Source organism: Actinotignum sp. usb-actsch-rep-73, assembly GCF_059082735.1.
Genome location: NZ_JBHNPV010000001.1, coordinates 24,798 through 38,351, shown reverse-complemented (window position 1 = coordinate 38,351; position 13,554 = coordinate 24,798). Strand labels below are relative to the sequence as shown.

Sequence of the window (13,554 nt, the reverse complement as noted above, 5' to 3'; positions counted from 1 at the left end):
GGTGGTTGACGTGGATGTGGTAGCCGAATCTGTAGGCCCAGTCGTTGATGGTTGTTTGGGTTTGGGTGATTTGTTCGAGCAGGTTGAGGTTGAGGGGTTCTTTGCTTTCGTGGTGGTGGAGTCCCCACATGTCGTTGCCGTGTTTGAGGCCGGTCATGGCGTAGTTGGCGTATGCCATGAGTTCGGGTAGGTCTCTGACGGTGGTTTTTAGCTGGTTGACGGCGGTGCGTGACACGGTGTCTGGTGGTGTTATGGGTTCGCCGGTGATGGGGCATTGGTTCATGCGTGCTCCTCGGGTGTGTTTGTTGTGAGTCCGAGTTTTTGGGGCGTGTGTGGTGGCGGTGGTGTTCGTGGTGTCGTGGTGTTCGGGGTTTTCAAGGTTGTGCGGTGAAACCGATTGGGCGTGGGGTGGAGTCGTGGTCTGCGTGCTCGACTAGTGCGCCTGGTCCGTCGATTGTGCAGGGTGGTTCCTGTGTTTCTGAGGCGGTGTTGAGCGCGACGTTTTCGTCTGCTGTCTCAATTGTGATAGTTATTTTCATTCGTGGTTCACCTCGTCGTAGAAGCGGTGGAGGTGCTTGTCGCTGTAAAAATCGAAGTGTGTGCCGGGGTCGCGGATTAGCCAGTTTCCGGGTTCGCCGCACGCGCAAAAGTCGTCGCCTGAGACGGTTAAGCGGTTTCCGTTGTATTTGAATTCGCACTGGTTGCCTACCTGGCAGTTGATTACCCATTCGGCGATTTCGCCAATGTTGTTTCCGGTGTATTGGATGGCTTCGATTTCGAATGGTTTTTGTCGGAAAACGCGCGGGGTTATTACGGTCATCGTGGTGGTCTCCTTGTTTGTGGTGGTGTTGTGCGCGTTGGCATCTCGCAAAGTCCGTTGTCCGCCCCTTGGTGCCTGTTAACGGGGCGGGCAGGTAGTCACACTGGGGCCGCCTGCCCGCCGTTTGTTTTGGTCGGGTTAGAACGGTGGGGTGGCGGGGAACTGTCCCTGCACCCCTTGTGTGGGGTAGGTGGCTTGAGTGCTCACTGTCTGCTGGGCCTGCTTCTTAGGGACGATGGCAATCTTGGGGAAACGCAAGAAGAGTTTTTCGCCCTTGCCTCCGTCGTTGCGTGTGAATTCTTCGCGGGCGAGGGTGCCGGCGGCGATAATTCGGTCGCCCTTGTGTAGAAGGTCGGCGTAGGTTTCTGCGTCGTCGTCCCAGAGTGTGGCGTTGATCCAGAGGGGGGAGCCGTCGTCTTCCCATTCGTTGCTGGTTTTGTTTTTGCGCCGTGGCGTGCAGGCGATGCCGATTTCGAGGAGGGGTGTCCCATTTGGGGTGTAGCGGAGGTCGGGTTCGCTGATGGTTCCTTTGATGGTGGTTTCACATGTCATGGTGCGTGTTCTTTCTTCCTGTGTGTGTTGCTGATGATGAGTTCGCGCGCAATGTGGATGTTGTTGCGTTCGGATTACCGGTCTTTGAGGTAGTCGTACCGGGTTTTATCGATAACGATTGTTGATTTTTCTAAGTCGATTGACGCAAGGAGCGCGACGAGGCGCATGTATTCGTCGTTGCGGTAGGGGTATTCGGCGTATGCGTGGTGATTGCGCCCGTAGTATTTGTGAGCGTGTTTTTTAATGTGGCGTTCGCATGATTTGCGGGTGAGGAAGAATTGATCTTCACGGTAGCGTTGCACGGTGCGTACGGGGACGATGTCGATTCCGACGTTGATGCCTTGTTCTTGGGCGTAGTTCTTGAGTTTTTCTAGCTGTTCGAAGTAGGTGGCGCAGGGGTCGTCTTCCAGGCATAGGCAGCTGATGAGGTCGTCGAATTCGCCTGGATGGTTTTGGGCGAGGTCTTTTACGTCGTCGATCGATTCGAACTCTATGGGGTCACAGTCGCAGTATTCTCCACAGCAGGGTGCGTGTGCGTCGATCATGAGCCCGGTTTTTTCTAGGGTCGTGTCATAAAGGGTGTGTACTGGATCGAATTCGGCGATGCGTTTAATGATTTCGTTTAACGTGCATTTTTCGCCGTCGAGGATGAATATGTAGTCGTCGGCGTTTTCGTGGGTGGTTGGTTCCTGGGTTTTATAGGCGATGACGTATATTCCGGGTTTGCGGGTGCAGTCGTATTTTGCTCCGTTGTTGATGTCGTCGTTGAGTTCTTTTTGGAATGTGTGGAACCAGTTGGGCAGGTTTGCGATGGTCATCGTGTGTTTCCTTTCAGGGGTGGTCGTTAAGGGGTCTAGATGCTGTTCTGACGGGCTTTCAGGTGTCAGACAGGCGTGGACACGTTTAGAGGCTGTTCACGCGTTCTAGGTGCCTTACAGCGCGTTTTTGGGGTATGTCTGCGCGTTGGGGTGCTAGTCATTGCATGTCTCGCGCCATCGAGTGGCGGTATGTGTCGCCGTTCGAGTATGTGATGAGGCACTCCTCCAGCCGGTCGAGGTGTCCGGTTCGGTGGCGAGCGATGCCCAACGAAGAGAAGCATTTTCGGCAGGTGTGGCAGTAGCACTCGCGCTTCTGCGTTCTTGTCTTGCGTGTCTCGCATGGGGTCGCCCGGTCGAGTGTGCGGGTCATGGGTGTTCCCCTTGGTCAGCCGAAGTAGTCGGGGTCGGTCATCTGCTTGTAGAGGTCCTTCGCGATATGGAGCGTGATTGGTTGGCCTGTGTCGGCCTCGTAGAACGCGTCAGTCCTGCCTCGGTGCTTGTAGAAGCTCATGACGTACAGGTCTTCGAAGCCGTCTTCGATGAAGTAGTAGTTCTGGTCGTTGTGCCATTCGTGGCGGACGATGAGGAGCCCGACGGTGATTGAGGTTTCTGCGTATTCGGCGGGGGCGAAGGCTTCGCGGAAGATGTTGATGAACGGATCGTTCCAGTTGTCGCGGGTGAATTGCTGGGTGTCGCCGGTGAATGCGGTGGTGTTTTCCCAGGGCTTGGGGTTGTGGGTCATGGGGGTTATGCCTTTCGGAGTTGAGGGCAGAGGTTGCGGGGGCGGGTTTCAAGCTCAGGCGGGGGAGTGCGACCGATCGACTGCCACGCGGCAGAGGACGCGGCCTCGAGGTCGAGGCCATCACCCAAGCCCTGCATGAGCGCTTTCTTCCACGCGATCTCCAGATGCGGCTCATCCCCGAGACCGTCCGGGGTCAACGTCTGGTTATCCAGGGCGTTCTTGATCCGCTGACGGCGGATGTCTCTGGATCGGTGATTAATGTCGGCGGGCATGATCCAATCCCGCGATTCGGCGTAATGGTCGCGGACTATTGCAAGAGCGTCAGCGAGGGTCAGATTCGGGTCGAGCGCTTCAGCCCATGCGGCGGTTGTTGCCGGGTCGGGGCGCCGGTTGTCGTAGGCCGCGCACTTGCCGAGGACGACGGCAGCTTCCTGAGGTGTCATGCCTGGATTTCCTTTCTAGGGGCTTGGGCGAATTGTTGGCCGAGTTCGATCCAGCCTTGGACGCGTTCGGATGTTGTGGTGGCTTGGTTCCGATAAGCGCCTTGTCTGCCTTGGCGTTCTTGGGCGTACTCAGCGGACTTTTTGAGCCATGACCTGAATCCGGCATCCCAGTCAACGAGGCGACGGCCTTGGGCTTGCGCGTGGTTGCGGAAGTCTTCGGCTTCAGAGCCGAGGTTGAGATGAAGCCTGCGGGCAGTCTCGGCGTGCGTGTCGTTGGGTTGCCAGTTGTCGGGGAGCCTGGTTTTTTGTGAGCGTCGTTTTGTGGGCGTGGGGTCTTCCGCGTTTGCGGAAGCGCCCCCTCTCTCTACGTAAGTAGAGGGCTCTGGGTTATGGGTTATGGGATCGGAATCAAAATTGAAAGGGTTCCCCTCTTTTAGGGGGATCGAATTTGAATCAAAATCGAAACCGTTTGAATCAAAATTGGAAGGGTTTCGAAACCAATCTGGAACGAAATCGGAAGGGTTCACGATCTCGTCCGTGAACTGTTTCGAGACCGGCTCGGCACCCGCACCGGCCTCCCAGTCGGGGTGCTCCTCGCGGGCGCGACGCACCTCGGCGGACACGATCGCCTTAATCTTCCTCGACGCGATCCCACCGTGAGCGCGGACGATCGCCTTTACCATGTTGGGCGACTTCATTCCGCCGTCGTGGCGGACGAATGAGCGGATGACTGCTTCCTCCGTGTCGGGGTCGATGGCGATGAAACCGCCTTGCCCGAGTTCCCATGCGGCGTTGCGGAGTTCGCGGACGGTGATGCCTGAGGTGAAGTGCGTGAGCTTCGGCTCGCGCCAATCGAGGACACCGCACGCGTTGAGTGTGGGGTGGGTGAGCATGACGAAGTAAAGCCATTGGGCGCGGTAGGTGAGCGCCTGAAAGTCGGGGTCATTCCAGATCGTCAGCTTCACGCGGGAGTATTCCCTTCCCATCGTCTTCCTCCTTCCTGTGGTCTGGTTTGGGCTGGCAGTGGTGGGGTTTCTTCTGGTCCCACGGGTCTGGGCTCCATGCGCCGCACCTGGGGCAGGCGTGGTTGGAGCGGATGGGCGTGGTGCGCGGGTACGGCGGGCGTCGCATCAGAACGGCACCTCCTGTCGGACGATCGCGAGGTCAACGCCCGCCGGATGCTTCTCGTCAGCCCACCGCTTCTCCGCTAACCAGCGGATGATGCGCCCGTCCTCGCGGATCACACCCCGACCGCCCTTCGGCGCGAGCGCGTCACCGACCGCCCTGATGAGTTTGTCGAGGTCCGGCTTGCGCGCCGGAGAATCCTTGAATTTCGTGCGCGGCGGCTTCGGCATGAAGAAGACAGCGCGGATGCTGATCGGCTCCTCGAGGGGGAGAATCCACCCTGCTTGACGCGCATACAAGGCCGCCACGTTGCCGATGGTCTGCCGCCACTGGGGAAGGTCAGGATCGGTGTGGACGAGGATGGGGCGACCGGCAGCGTGCCCGACGTACTTGGTTGACCCCTCGGGGACAGGCTCCCCTGGAACGAAGAAGTTGATTGTGCCCGTCACGGTCTAGCCTTTTTGTCTGGGGTGGTTGTGTTCACGCAGTGGGCGCACGCGTACAATCGCCGACTGCCTTTGTAGAGTCGGACGGCGTTCTGGTCGAGAACAAGCCGTCCGCAGGCGTCGCATTCGCTGGCGTAGCCTTGAGATGCGGGCTTGTTGTTGCGCTCAGCTTTACGGCGAGCCCTGCGTTCGTATAGGTCTTCGCCCGCGAAGATTCCAGCAAAGTCTCGTTCGTCTGTTTCCACCCCTCGGATTTCGAAACGATCATTTGTTGTCCGACACTCAACAAACAGTGGACATATGAAACAGATTTTGCGCGCCAACTTTTTAAGATCGGCGGAGTCAGGCCACGATTCGGATTCTCCAACTTGGGTGCACAAGGCAACGTCTTCAGACGCCGGAACAACCAAATCGTTAAGCGCAGTAAAGTCGTTAAACACACTTTTGCTCATTCTGTTCCCCCCTCGAAGTTGAATGGAACGTCACCGATCCGCCTGAGCCGCTGCATGATGAGCGGAAGGTAGATTTCTTCGCGTTCAATGCCGATCGCGTTGAAGCCTTCGAGGACTGCCGCCTCCAAAGTCGTACCGGACCCGGCGAAAGGGTCAAGGACTGTGCCGCCCGGTTGGGTGACGAGGCGGACGAGCCAGCGCATGAGGGCGAGGGGCTTGACGGTCGGGTGGGCAACACCGTTGACCTTGGGGCGCTCCCGTGTTGGTGCCCTCACCTCGAAGCGGAAGGTGGGGAAGAACCGGGAACGCCCGCCCGGGGTGGTCACATCAAGGTCGGCGGCGACATGATCGTCAATGGTGAGGTTCGGCGGCCATCTGCCGTCAGTTCCGCCAAAGCGGGTCGCGTTAATGTTGATTGCGCCCGTCCCGTAGGCAAGGACATTATCCGCGACGGTCCCGACAAGGGGCTTTCGTGCGACGATACACGGCTCAAAGGCGGGTTTGAGGGCGGTTCCCCACCCCTGCCACCGCTTCGCCTCGTCAAGGACCGGAGTACCAGCATTGACGACGCGACGATCGAAGTCTGTTGCCTGGTTGTCTATGTTTCGTTTGACGACCTTACGGTCGGTACGCCTCGCGAAGGCGGAGAACTCGTCACTGCTTCGCTCAGTGACGAGCTTTTCAATACGCGCGGGCACCTTGGGCAGGAGTGGACGCAACTTGTCAAAAATTGCTTCAGTCGGGATCGCCGGTTGCTGCTTACTCGACAAGTAGCGGTTCCCCGTGCGCGTTCCGGTAGCTTCGTTGATCTCGCGAGCCGTGATCCCGGTTGAACGCATCCACTCGGTGAACTCAAGCTTGCGCGCCCTGCTATTGTTTGACTCCTTGTCAATTGCCTTAGCAACGTCGAGGGACTTTGGCACTCCGCTGGCGTAGAGCCACGCAATCTGGTCGCGCAGTTCGAAGCCCGCGTCTTCGATTCCGCAGGCGAGACGGTGCCAGGTTCGCGTGCCTCCGAAGGCGAGCATGTGTCCGCCGGGTTTGAGGACGCGCAGACACTCGGTTGCCCAGGTGCGACACCAGTCTTCAAAATTGGAATGCTTGTCCCAGCCCGTATTCATAAAGTTCAGGGCGTAGGGCGGGTCGGTGACTATCGCGTCGACAGATGCCTCGGGCAGGGTCGCCAAGACCTCCAAGCAGTCGCCGTGATGCAAAGTGATGAGGTCGTCTTTGTGGTAGGGGTTCATGCGCGTGCTCCCATCGCGTAATCCGACACCGGGCGGGTGGGGATGTTCAAAACGTGCGCAACCTCGACTTCAAGACGAGCACCGCGTGACCTCTCCCAATCGGGGAGGAACGCTAGCGCGTCCGCGACGGATAGCATCCGCAGGCCAGCGCGCACATGATCTTCATAGGGCGCCGTGTTTGCGAGACCGTCACTGGTCGGGTTCAACACCTCATACCCGGCTTTCAGTAGTTGGTCTTCGGCTTTGTTGAATTCGTCGATGATATTGTCCGGTCGCCCCGTCATGGGGCCGGAAATATAAACCCGAGTCACGCCTGTTCGCCCCCCTGTTGTTGGGCGGTGAGAGCTTCGACGCGGGAGCGTATTGCATTTTGCATACGCGGGTATTGCTTCCACCATTCGCGGAGCTGATTCACGTCGTCACAGTCGTAAATCGCACCCTCAGAAAGCTCTGGCCTTGGAGGGGTGGAGGCTTGTTCCGCGTCGTCATCAGGATCACCGGTAATACCCCAGTCGGCTTGCGCCACCTGACGTTTCGTGTAGGTGAGCGCTGATCCGAACGCCTGCGGGTTCGACTGAGGTTCCATCGGCATAACCGACAAGGTAAGGAAATCGCCGTCCACCATGGAATATACGGAAGACCGCAACACTGGTTGCCCGTTAATTTCATCTATGTTTTGCGTGTACGCGATCCCGTGGGCGTGACATGCCTGGCGGATAACATGCAGGGTTGATTTAAGGGTGGCAAACCTATTCTTAAAATGCGGGTTAAACCCATCAAGTTCGGGGTTGTGGCAGTCCCGGAGGGCTCTGGCAAACAGAGCCTCAATGCTCGATTCAGGTTTTGATTCTTGTTTTTCACTCATCGTCTTGTCCTAGTTCGGTGTTCAAGTACCAAAGGGGTGCGCTCAACATGTGCACCCTGTCCGCATATCCGGGCCACGTGTTAAAAGTCCGGCAGGTGTCAAACGTGTCAATCGCCCTACGCATACGCTGTCGCCCCGCCTGTAAAAACTCCGCGTCCATCTCGACAACGCTGACAAGATGAGGCTCTTCAACGCCGACAAGAACATGCAGGAAACGAGGCGCGTTGCCGGTGACCTGTTCCCACATCGTCTGGTACCACGCCGCCTGGAGCGGGTAGTCAAGGTTGGCTGCCTGTCTGCGCCACACGCTCGGGTTAGCGTCCCGCGTGGTTTTCAAATCGACCAATGTTCCGTTGGTTTCCCAGTCGATCCTGCCTCGAAGCCAGACCCCGGTCTTCTCGTCTTGGGTGTAGATGGACTGTTCGGGGGTTCCGGTTTCAAACAGTTCGCCCGCCACGCGGTGGTTTATGATCGCGTCTGCCGCGTTTTGTGCCCGCTGAAAGTCAGCCAACGCGATAGGTACTTCACCGCGTGCGCGGTGTTTTTCAATGTCCTCGCGTGCGGCCTTGGTGCGCAAGCTCTCATGTTCGTGCACGTAGAGGTTTAACCCCGCGCCTAAGACGAGCGCGTGGACGACGTGCCCGAAATCAAACGCCGGTTTTGGTTCGGCGGGGTGGTCCTTGCTCCACTTATATAAGGCGGGGCAATTGAGTATGCGTTTGGCTTCCGTGGACGAGAGGGAATCAGTGGGCCCGAATGCGCATGAGTGGTAGTCGAGTTCTGGAATGTCCGGGTAGATTCCGGCAGTAAATTGGTTAGTCGTCATAGTCGTCTAACCCCATTTGCCGGTCGCGCCACTGCTCATACTCTTCGTCGCTGGAGGCGAAAGGGTCGTTTTCTTCGTCGTCAATGTCGGGTGGGTCGGGCTGGACAAAATCGCGGAGCCGGTCAAAGTTGTGCATCACTTGCCCTCCTCCTCCTTATCAGTTGGTTGCGGGGCGGCTCTCATGATGGTGACCGGATGATCGATCCCATCGGTGAGGTCTGCTTTCGTGATCCGCATATAGCCCGGCGGCGCGACGTATGGTGTCTCCCACGACTGTTCGCAGCCTCGCCACGCTGCACGGGGTGCGCGTCCGGGTGGAGTCTGAACAGGGATATAACCCATCAGTTGTCCTCCCCGTCGTCTAAGCGGTGGAACTGGTGGCCGTCACGGATCGCCCACATGGTGAACAACCCGGAGACGGTAAGCGATATGCACACGCCACTCAAAGCGACGGGCATCGGCCACCCACGAGGGTTGTCCAATCCCGGCATCGCGAACGCGAAAAACAAAGCGACGACAGCGAAAAGGGTCGCAATAGTCTCTTTCCAACTCACCGTGTTTCACCCCCAATCGGGGAGCCGTCGAGAGTGACCTCACGGAGCACCTGCAAGCGGGGAGCCTTCGCCTTCGAACTGTTGATAGGGCGCAACTCTTCTACAGGGCAACACACCTCGACAAACCGAGATGCTTCCTTGTAGTAGGCTTTTGCCAGCCACGGGGTCGGCGACACATGCAACCCATTTCCGTAGCTGTTGTCGTCCACCCAGTTCGCGGTGTCGTCAACGACGTGTCCAATCGGGTAATGGGTCAGCCGGTAGTAGTGCCCAGCGTTTAGATCAGCGTCGAGGGCTTTGTAAAGGTGAGCCTGCCCGTCTTCATCAACCTCGACAAGGTGCATGGCACACCACGTTTCAGGGTCATTGGCGTCAATTGCGGTCATGTCGATAATGACCCCGCCTTGGTGTGTGACGGCCTTCGAGTGGACATAAACCGCGACGCATATCCCGGCCTTGACTGTCGCACTGCCACATGCGTCGACCGTTGCGCGGGCGCATGCCATGACTGTCGCGTCGTCATATGCCTTGACTGTCGCTCGGGCGCATGCCATGACTGTCGCGTCGTCATATGCCTTGACTGTCGCTCGGGCGCATGCCATGACTGTCGCGTCGCCCCATGCTTTGACTGTCGCGTTGTCCCGCGCCCTGACTATCGACCTGTCGTATGCCCAGACTGTCGCATTTTCAAATACCCTGACCGTCGTATCGCCCGATGCATCGACCACCGCGTCGCCAAATGCCGTGACCCTCGTATCGCCCGATACCTTGACCATCGCTTCGCCCGATACCTCAACATTCTTACCGCGCGAATCCCTGATCTTCAGCCACACATCCCTAGACGAACAAACGACGACCTCATGACACTTAGGTGTGGCTAGAGCCTCGTCCAACTCCTTCTGCGTACACACATGCACGGTAGTCATCACGCGACCTCCATGTCGTCGATGTAGGCCGAGGCTTCTTCAGGGCGAACACCAACAAAAATCAGCCAGAAAGGCTTAGGGTCAGTCGTCGGAACCGGGATATACACTTTCCGGTCATCAGAAACCAAAACCCTGTACCCGCACCCGCAGAGATGATCCAACGCCTCCAGAGCCTGACTCTTGTGGTAGAAAACCCACTGGCACGTCGAACAGTCCGCATGGTCGGTCAAAATCTGGTTATCGGGCGCAATGCCCTCATCAGCAAGGCGAACAGCAAAGTCATGGACGATTTGAGTGATCTCCGTATTACGGTCGGCGTTCACTTTGCCGCCCCCATATCCGCATCCCATGCATTCTGGGCGTGCGCTTGGCTCACCAGTTTCCGGTTCTTACGAGCCCACTTTTCACGGTCTGGCACCGCATTCGAACGCTTCACCCAACGTGTGAATAGCCTGTAGAGCCAGTCTTGTCGTGTATGATTTCTCATGAGATATCCTTTCTCTCGCCCTCCCGTGGTGCTTGACGTGGAGGGCACTTTTTACTTGTCTGATAGGCAGGCTTCAATTCCCAACTTGGGAGCTTTTCTTTTATGCGTATGGTGTGATCCATTGGTTGAGTTCCTTGCCTCTAATGCGGATACGTTTCCCGGCTTTCACTGCTGGAAGGTGTTTTTCGTTAATCGCTGTTTGGACTGTCCAGCGGCCTAAACCCAGCCGTTTGCATACGGCTGTGATGCTGTAGTAGTCGTTTGGGTTGAACGCCTCACGCGGATCATCTGGAAGTTCTTGGCTAGTCATGACGCGGCCTTTTCTGCTTCTTCGAGGAGCTTCTTGTTCCAGCCCTTGAGGTAGCGCTTAATGAAATACAACTGGCCCTTGCCGGTGACCTTGGGTGTCTTGTTGACGGTTACGTGTCCGTCAGAGTGAGTGACGGCGGTTTCTTTGATCTTGAAGAGCCCGAGTTCCATTGCCCGTTGTGTGGGCATGTTCCAGTCGCTTCCTTGGCGTTTGATGAGGTAGCCGTCCTCGCGCAGGAGTGTGAAGAGTCGGTTTGCGCCGATGTTGAGTCCGTTGCCTTTGAGGATTTTCGCGAGGTCGCCAACAAGGATGCTCGTGTGGCTGGTAGCAACCGCGTCAGCGAAAAGCACTTTTGGCTTATTGGCTTCGTTTTCGGCTTCGAGTGCCGCCCGCTTGGCTCGTTCCTCCTTGAGGCTGGTTGCGAGCTGGATGATGAAGTCCGGGTCGGTGAGAGCTTTCTCGGTGGCCTCGGGGGTGAGGTAGCCACCGTGCTTGCGGATCGACGGGAGAACGTCGTCGAATACCCAGGCTTCGAATTTCTGCGCTGAAGGCAGTTTGCTTGAAGCGATTAGCCTATATAGGTCGCCTTCAGTAATGAAGCGGATTTGTTGGGTTCCGCCTGCCGTCTCAAGGGGGTAACGAATTGGACCCCCCTTGCAATGGTCTCGAATAGCTTTGCTGGGGTTTTCATATCCAAGCGCAGTCGCTACGTCTTTACCGCAAAACAAGACCTTGCCGTTCTGCTCCAGAGTACGAACCTCACCAAAATTGGCATTAGAAAAAGTCTGAATATTAGTAGTCATTTGGTTAGACACTCCCTGCATAGTGTTCGGTCGACCAGTCGGATTGGGCTGGTGTTTGTTGCGTCAGCTATTGCGAACATGGTTTTGACGCTCATGTCCCGTTTCCCTGCGAGGATTCGATGCAGGGTGGTTGGGTGAATGCCCGCTTTGATTGCGATGTCTTTCTTGGTTTTCCCTGATAGGGCTATCGCAACCTCCACAGACCTCAATAGTGCCGAATAGCTTTCTAACATTGCCATGTGGCTACAGTAATTACCGCACTGGCTATCTGTCAAGTTGTACATTAAAGCCTCCTAGCGATCGAAACTAGCTAAGCGGCTATACTGGCGACATGCGCAGTATCGAAGAGGAAAAAGAGGCCGCCCAAAAATTCACGGCCATGACCGGGGCGGCGATAAAAGCCGCTGCCGCATTCGACGGCAAATCCATCAAGCAACTCTCGCGGGAAACCGGCGTTGAATACGTGACCCTTGGGCGATACCTCAACGGCAAAAGAGACATACCTCTTTCGGTTATTTACCGTTGCTGTAGCCACCTTTCGATTAGTATGCCCGGATTGTTTACCGACGTGTACGCGCGCATGGGCTGGATTAAAACTGAGTTCCACCCCCACCCCTAGAGCGATCGGGCAAACTGCGGTATCCTCATAAGTAAAGGGAATTACCTCGTTCATCGTGTTTCCTTTCTCCCCAGTCGCTCTTATCGGCTGGGGGTTTCGCTTTCTGCTTGCTTTTCTGCTTCTTCAGCCCTGCGCATCAGCTCCGACGCTGGGACCCCGAGCGCCTTTCCGAAATTGGACAGTTCGGTGTCGTTGAAAACAGTGATGTTTGCTGAGAGTTTTCGTGACACGTACTGCCGTGTCCTGCCAAGCAGTTTTGCTAGGGCGGCGTAGTCGAGGCCCTGCCGAGAGTTTTCTGCTCGAATCTCAGCTGCTATCGCATGCGTGATATCCATATCCCTCCGTCCCATATCTGTGACACTATGAGTAAGTGTTAGCGCCCTTTTTGTTTAGGACTAGAATGATAGTGTCACATATATGTGACAATGTCAAGCAATATAGATATGGCGTGTCACATATCTGTTACGCTGTCATCATGAGCGACAGTAATACTCCTACAGACCTCACACGCAAAATAGGTGAGATTCTTGCGCGAAAATATGACGCTCTAGAAATGTCACTGCGTCAGGCTGAGGATAAGACTGGCTTGAGCCGTATGACCATTAAGCGAATGCTCAACGCTGAGACAGCGATTCCTCTGGATAAATTTGAAACTCTTGCTCGTGCTCTTGGCCTTTCTCCGTGGCGTGTAATGCGTCAGGCTGAAGACGAACTCGAAGCCCAGTCAAACGTCCTGCGATTCCCCGCCACCAGCAGACAAGAAAACCAACGCGAAGCCGACGCGATGCTGGCAGAACAACGATACGCCGCCTCGCAACTTAAAACCGGTGAAGAAGACGCACCTCAATACCCAGAGTGGGACTGAAATGCACATGGCGACCGTTACCATGCTGCCCGTGAACATGAGGGTAAGCGAGGCCAGCGTGATCGACTGGATCGAACGGCAAGGTGTGCGCGTGATCGACGCCAACCTGCCAGGCGGCTTATGGGGCGCATACTCACTAACGCGCCACCTCGTCGCCATCCACACCGGACTGTCCGCGCCGCAAAGACTTTTCGCCCTCATCCACGAATCAATCCATATCCAGAATCAGCATGACGGCCACCAAGCGGAGCATGTGGAACACCGCATAGATGAAGAGGTGGCTTGCTTGATGATTGACCGCGTGGACTATATGTGGGCAGAAATGCAATACGGGTGGAACACGAGCGCACTGGCTGTTGAGCTTGACGTTCCGCGTAAGGCTGTCCAGGCGTTTCGTCGAGTGTTGGAGCGTGAGCGGTTGGCGGGCTAGTTGCACGCTGATTGCACGCACCACCGCTTCCATGGCTGTTTGCGCTGTTCAACGCTGGTGTCAGGACTGACTCCCCCCATCTCCACTGTGTAGCCCCGGAACTGTTGAAGTTCCGGGGTTTTTCGTTGTCCTGGTGCGGAATACTCCCCATCCGTAATTGTGTGTTTGTTTGTGGTTTATAGTGGTTTTTATTGGTTTTGTGTTGCACGTGGGTTGCACGACAA

At 56.5% G+C, this 13,554-nt stretch carries 25 protein-coding genes; 3 read left to right on the top strand and 22 right to left on the bottom strand.

From position 1 onward, the window contains the following. The 21 genes from AC5RE1_RS00290 to AC5RE1_RS00190 form a co-directional block, all read right to left on the bottom strand. Window positions 1–283 (bottom strand): hypothetical protein (locus tag AC5RE1_RS00290; protein ID WP_493938175.1); only part of this gene is annotated, 283 nt, incomplete at its 3' end. Window positions 284–535: 252 nt separating this feature from the next. After that, a complete protein-coding gene (locus AC5RE1_RS00285) occupies window positions 536–820 on the bottom strand; it encodes a hypothetical protein (protein ID WP_493938174.1) in 285 nt (94 codons plus the stop codon). Window positions 821–958: 138 nt separating this feature from the next. Continuing rightward, window positions 959–1,372, bottom strand: coding sequence for a single-stranded DNA-binding protein (locus AC5RE1_RS00280; protein ID WP_493938173.1), 414 nt, complete (start codon window positions 1,370–1,372; stop codon window positions 959–961). 74 nt (window positions 1,373–1,446) lie between these two features. Further along, window positions 1,447–2,190, bottom strand: a complete 744-nt coding sequence (locus AC5RE1_RS00275) for a hypothetical protein (RefSeq protein WP_493938172.1) — start codon at window positions 2,188–2,190, stop codon at window positions 1,447–1,449. Between the two features lie 385 nt (window positions 2,191–2,575). Then, complete coding sequence (locus AC5RE1_RS00270) at window positions 2,576–2,932, bottom strand: hypothetical protein (RefSeq protein ID WP_493938171.1); 357 nt, start codon at window positions 2,930–2,932, stop codon at window positions 2,576–2,578. 5 nt (window positions 2,933–2,937) lie between these two features. Then, entirely contained in the window at window positions 2,938–3,375 is a 438-nt protein-coding gene (locus AC5RE1_RS00265) for a hypothetical protein (protein ID WP_493938170.1), read from the bottom strand. Beyond that, the gene (locus AC5RE1_RS00260) at window positions 3,372–4,361 is read right to left on the bottom strand and encodes a hypothetical protein (RefSeq protein ID WP_493938169.1); all 990 of its coding nucleotides are present in this window, start codon (window positions 4,359–4,361) and stop codon (window positions 3,372–3,374) included. Before AC5RE1_RS00260 ends, AC5RE1_RS00265 begins: the two co-directional genes overlap by 4 nt. 144 nt (window positions 4,362–4,505) lie before the next feature. Continuing rightward, window positions 4,506–4,949 carry a RusA family crossover junction endodeoxyribonuclease gene (locus AC5RE1_RS00255; protein ID WP_006681878.1) on the bottom strand — a complete coding sequence of 148 codons (444 nt, stop codon included), beginning with the start codon at window positions 4,947–4,949 and terminating at the stop codon, window positions 4,506–4,508. A 445-nt stretch (window positions 4,950–5,394) separates the two neighbouring features. Further along, on the bottom strand, window positions 5,395–6,645 hold the full coding sequence (locus AC5RE1_RS00250) for a DNA-methyltransferase (RefSeq protein ID WP_493938168.1): 1,251 nt from the start codon (window positions 6,643–6,645) through the stop codon (window positions 5,395–5,397). Next, on the bottom strand, window positions 6,642–6,956 hold the full coding sequence (locus AC5RE1_RS00245) for a DUF4406 domain-containing protein (RefSeq protein WP_493938167.1): 315 nt from the start codon (window positions 6,954–6,956) through the stop codon (window positions 6,642–6,644). The genes AC5RE1_RS00250 and AC5RE1_RS00245 overlap by 4 nt, the downstream gene beginning before the upstream one ends. Next, window positions 6,953–7,510, bottom strand: coding sequence for an ERF family protein (locus AC5RE1_RS00240; protein ID WP_493938166.1), 558 nt, complete (start codon window positions 7,508–7,510; stop codon window positions 6,953–6,955). Before AC5RE1_RS00240 ends, AC5RE1_RS00245 begins: the two co-directional genes overlap by 4 nt. Further along, complete coding sequence (locus tag AC5RE1_RS00235; RefSeq protein WP_493938165.1) at window positions 7,503–8,336, bottom strand: PD-(D/E)XK nuclease-like domain-containing protein; 834 nt, start codon at window positions 8,334–8,336, stop codon at window positions 7,503–7,505. The genes AC5RE1_RS00240 and AC5RE1_RS00235 overlap by 8 nt, the downstream gene beginning before the upstream one ends. After that, a complete protein-coding gene (locus AC5RE1_RS00230) occupies window positions 8,326–8,475 on the bottom strand; it encodes a hypothetical protein (protein WP_493938164.1) in 150 nt (49 codons plus the stop codon). The genes AC5RE1_RS00235 and AC5RE1_RS00230 overlap by 11 nt, the downstream gene beginning before the upstream one ends. Next, window positions 8,472–8,678, bottom strand: coding sequence for a hypothetical protein (locus tag AC5RE1_RS00225; protein WP_493938163.1), 207 nt, complete (start codon window positions 8,676–8,678; stop codon window positions 8,472–8,474). Before AC5RE1_RS00225 ends, AC5RE1_RS00230 begins: the two co-directional genes overlap by 4 nt. Continuing rightward, a complete protein-coding gene (locus tag AC5RE1_RS00220; protein ID WP_493938162.1) occupies window positions 8,678–8,890 on the bottom strand; it encodes a hypothetical protein in 213 nt (70 codons plus the stop codon). The genes AC5RE1_RS00225 and AC5RE1_RS00220 overlap by 1 nt, the downstream gene beginning before the upstream one ends. After that, window positions 8,887–9,816: a DUF7666 domain-containing protein gene (locus AC5RE1_RS00215; RefSeq protein ID WP_493938161.1), complete on the bottom strand. Its 930-nt coding sequence runs from the start codon at window positions 9,814–9,816 to the stop codon at window positions 8,887–8,889. The genes AC5RE1_RS00220 and AC5RE1_RS00215 overlap by 4 nt, the downstream gene beginning before the upstream one ends. Beyond that, on the bottom strand, window positions 9,816–10,139 hold the full coding sequence (locus AC5RE1_RS00210; protein WP_493938160.1) for a hypothetical protein: 324 nt from the start codon (window positions 10,137–10,139) through the stop codon (window positions 9,816–9,818). Before AC5RE1_RS00210 ends, AC5RE1_RS00215 begins: the two co-directional genes overlap by 1 nt. Then, entirely contained in the window at window positions 10,136–10,303 is a 168-nt protein-coding gene (locus tag AC5RE1_RS00205; protein WP_493938159.1) for a hypothetical protein, read from the bottom strand. The genes AC5RE1_RS00210 and AC5RE1_RS00205 overlap by 4 nt, the downstream gene beginning before the upstream one ends. A gap of 100 nt (window positions 10,304–10,403) precedes the next feature. Further along, entirely contained in the window at window positions 10,404–10,613 is a 210-nt protein-coding gene (locus AC5RE1_RS00200; RefSeq protein WP_493938158.1) for a helix-turn-helix domain-containing protein, read from the bottom strand. Further along, window positions 10,610–11,416 (bottom strand): phage repressor protein/antirepressor Ant, encoded by an 807-nt coding sequence (locus tag AC5RE1_RS00195; RefSeq protein WP_006681867.1) that lies wholly within the window; start codon window positions 11,414–11,416, stop codon window positions 10,610–10,612. Before AC5RE1_RS00195 ends, AC5RE1_RS00200 begins: the two co-directional genes overlap by 4 nt. Next, window positions 11,413–11,649 (bottom strand): helix-turn-helix domain-containing protein, encoded by a 237-nt coding sequence (locus AC5RE1_RS00190; RefSeq protein WP_424133821.1) that lies wholly within the window; start codon window positions 11,647–11,649, stop codon window positions 11,413–11,415. The genes AC5RE1_RS00195 and AC5RE1_RS00190 overlap by 4 nt, the downstream gene beginning before the upstream one ends. A gap of 98 nt (window positions 11,650–11,747) precedes the next feature. Between AC5RE1_RS00190 and AC5RE1_RS00185 the strand changes: the two genes are divergently transcribed. Then, the gene (locus AC5RE1_RS00185) at window positions 11,748–12,035 is read left to right on the top strand and encodes a helix-turn-helix domain-containing protein (protein ID WP_040318760.1); all 288 of its coding nucleotides are present in this window, start codon (window positions 11,748–11,750) and stop codon (window positions 12,033–12,035) included. A gap of 80 nt (window positions 12,036–12,115) precedes the next feature. Here the strand turns inward: AC5RE1_RS00185 and AC5RE1_RS00180 are convergent, their stop codons facing one another. Continuing rightward, a complete protein-coding gene (locus AC5RE1_RS00180; protein ID WP_493938157.1) occupies window positions 12,116–12,370 on the bottom strand; it encodes a hypothetical protein in 255 nt (84 codons plus the stop codon). 140 nt (window positions 12,371–12,510) lie between these two features. On the opposite strand from AC5RE1_RS00180, the gene AC5RE1_RS00175 reads away from it, so the two are divergent. Next, window positions 12,511–12,900, top strand: coding sequence for a helix-turn-helix domain-containing protein (locus AC5RE1_RS00175; RefSeq protein WP_493938156.1), 390 nt, complete (start codon window positions 12,511–12,513; stop codon window positions 12,898–12,900). Window positions 12,901–12,907: 7 nt separating this feature from the next. Further along, on the top strand, window positions 12,908–13,330 hold the full coding sequence (locus tag AC5RE1_RS00170; protein ID WP_493938155.1) for a M78 family metallopeptidase domain-containing protein: 423 nt from the start codon (window positions 12,908–12,910) through the stop codon (window positions 13,328–13,330). The last annotated feature ends 224 nt before the right edge of the window (window positions 13,331–13,554 follow it).

Coding starts and splice junctions, on each gene's coding strand:
- AC5RE1_RS00215 (WP_493938161.1), bottom strand. CDS start 9,816: ATGACTACCGTGCATGTGTGTACGCAGAAGGAGTTGGACGAGGCTCTA.
- AC5RE1_RS00280 (WP_493938173.1), bottom strand. CDS start 1,372: ATGACATGTGAAACCACCATCAAAGGAACCATCAGCGAACCCGACCTC.
- AC5RE1_RS00185 (WP_040318760.1), top strand. CDS start 11,748: ATGCGCAGTATCGAAGAGGAAAAAGAGGCCGCCCAAAAATTCACGGCC.
- AC5RE1_RS00275 (WP_493938172.1), bottom strand. CDS start 2,190: ATGACCATCGCAAACCTGCCCAACTGGTTCCACACATTCCAAAAAGAA.
- AC5RE1_RS00170 (WP_493938155.1), top strand. CDS start 12,908: ATGGCGACCGTTACCATGCTGCCCGTGAACATGAGGGTAAGCGAGGCC.
- AC5RE1_RS00235 (WP_493938165.1), bottom strand. CDS start 8,336: ATGACGACTAACCAATTTACTGCCGGAATCTACCCGGACATTCCAGAA.
- AC5RE1_RS00225 (WP_493938163.1), bottom strand. CDS start 8,678: ATGGGTTATATCCCTGTTCAGACTCCACCCGGACGCGCACCCCGTGCA.
- AC5RE1_RS00240 (WP_493938166.1), bottom strand. CDS start 7,510: ATGAGTGAAAAACAAGAATCAAAACCTGAATCGAGCATTGAGGCTCTG.
- AC5RE1_RS00285 (WP_493938174.1), bottom strand. CDS start 820: ATGACCGTAATAACCCCGCGCGTTTTCCGACAAAAACCATTCGAAATC.
- AC5RE1_RS00180 (WP_493938157.1), bottom strand. CDS start 12,370: ATGGATATCACGCATGCGATAGCAGCTGAGATTCGAGCAGAAAACTCT.
- AC5RE1_RS00195 (WP_006681867.1), bottom strand. CDS start 11,416: ATGACTACTAATATTCAGACTTTTTCTAATGCCAATTTTGGTGAGGTT.
- AC5RE1_RS00200 (WP_493938158.1), bottom strand. CDS start 10,613: ATGACTAGCCAAGAACTTCCAGATGATCCGCGTGAGGCGTTCAACCCA.
- AC5RE1_RS00250 (WP_493938168.1), bottom strand. CDS start 6,645: ATGAACCCCTACCACAAAGACGACCTCATCACTTTGCATCACGGCGAC.
- AC5RE1_RS00260 (WP_493938169.1), bottom strand. CDS start 4,361: ATGGGAAGGGAATACTCCCGCGTGAAGCTGACGATCTGGAATGACCCC.
- AC5RE1_RS00265 (WP_493938170.1), bottom strand. CDS start 3,375: ATGACACCTCAGGAAGCTGCCGTCGTCCTCGGCAAGTGCGCGGCCTAC.
- AC5RE1_RS00205 (WP_493938159.1), bottom strand. CDS start 10,303: ATGAGAAATCATACACGACAAGACTGGCTCTACAGGCTATTCACACGT.
- AC5RE1_RS00270 (WP_493938171.1), bottom strand. CDS start 2,932: ATGACCCACAACCCCAAGCCCTGGGAAAACACCACCGCATTCACCGGC.
- AC5RE1_RS00190 (WP_424133821.1), bottom strand. CDS start 11,649: ATGTTAGAAAGCTATTCGGCACTATTGAGGTCTGTGGAGGTTGCGATA.
- AC5RE1_RS00175 (WP_493938156.1), top strand. CDS start 12,511: ATGAGCGACAGTAATACTCCTACAGACCTCACACGCAAAATAGGTGAG.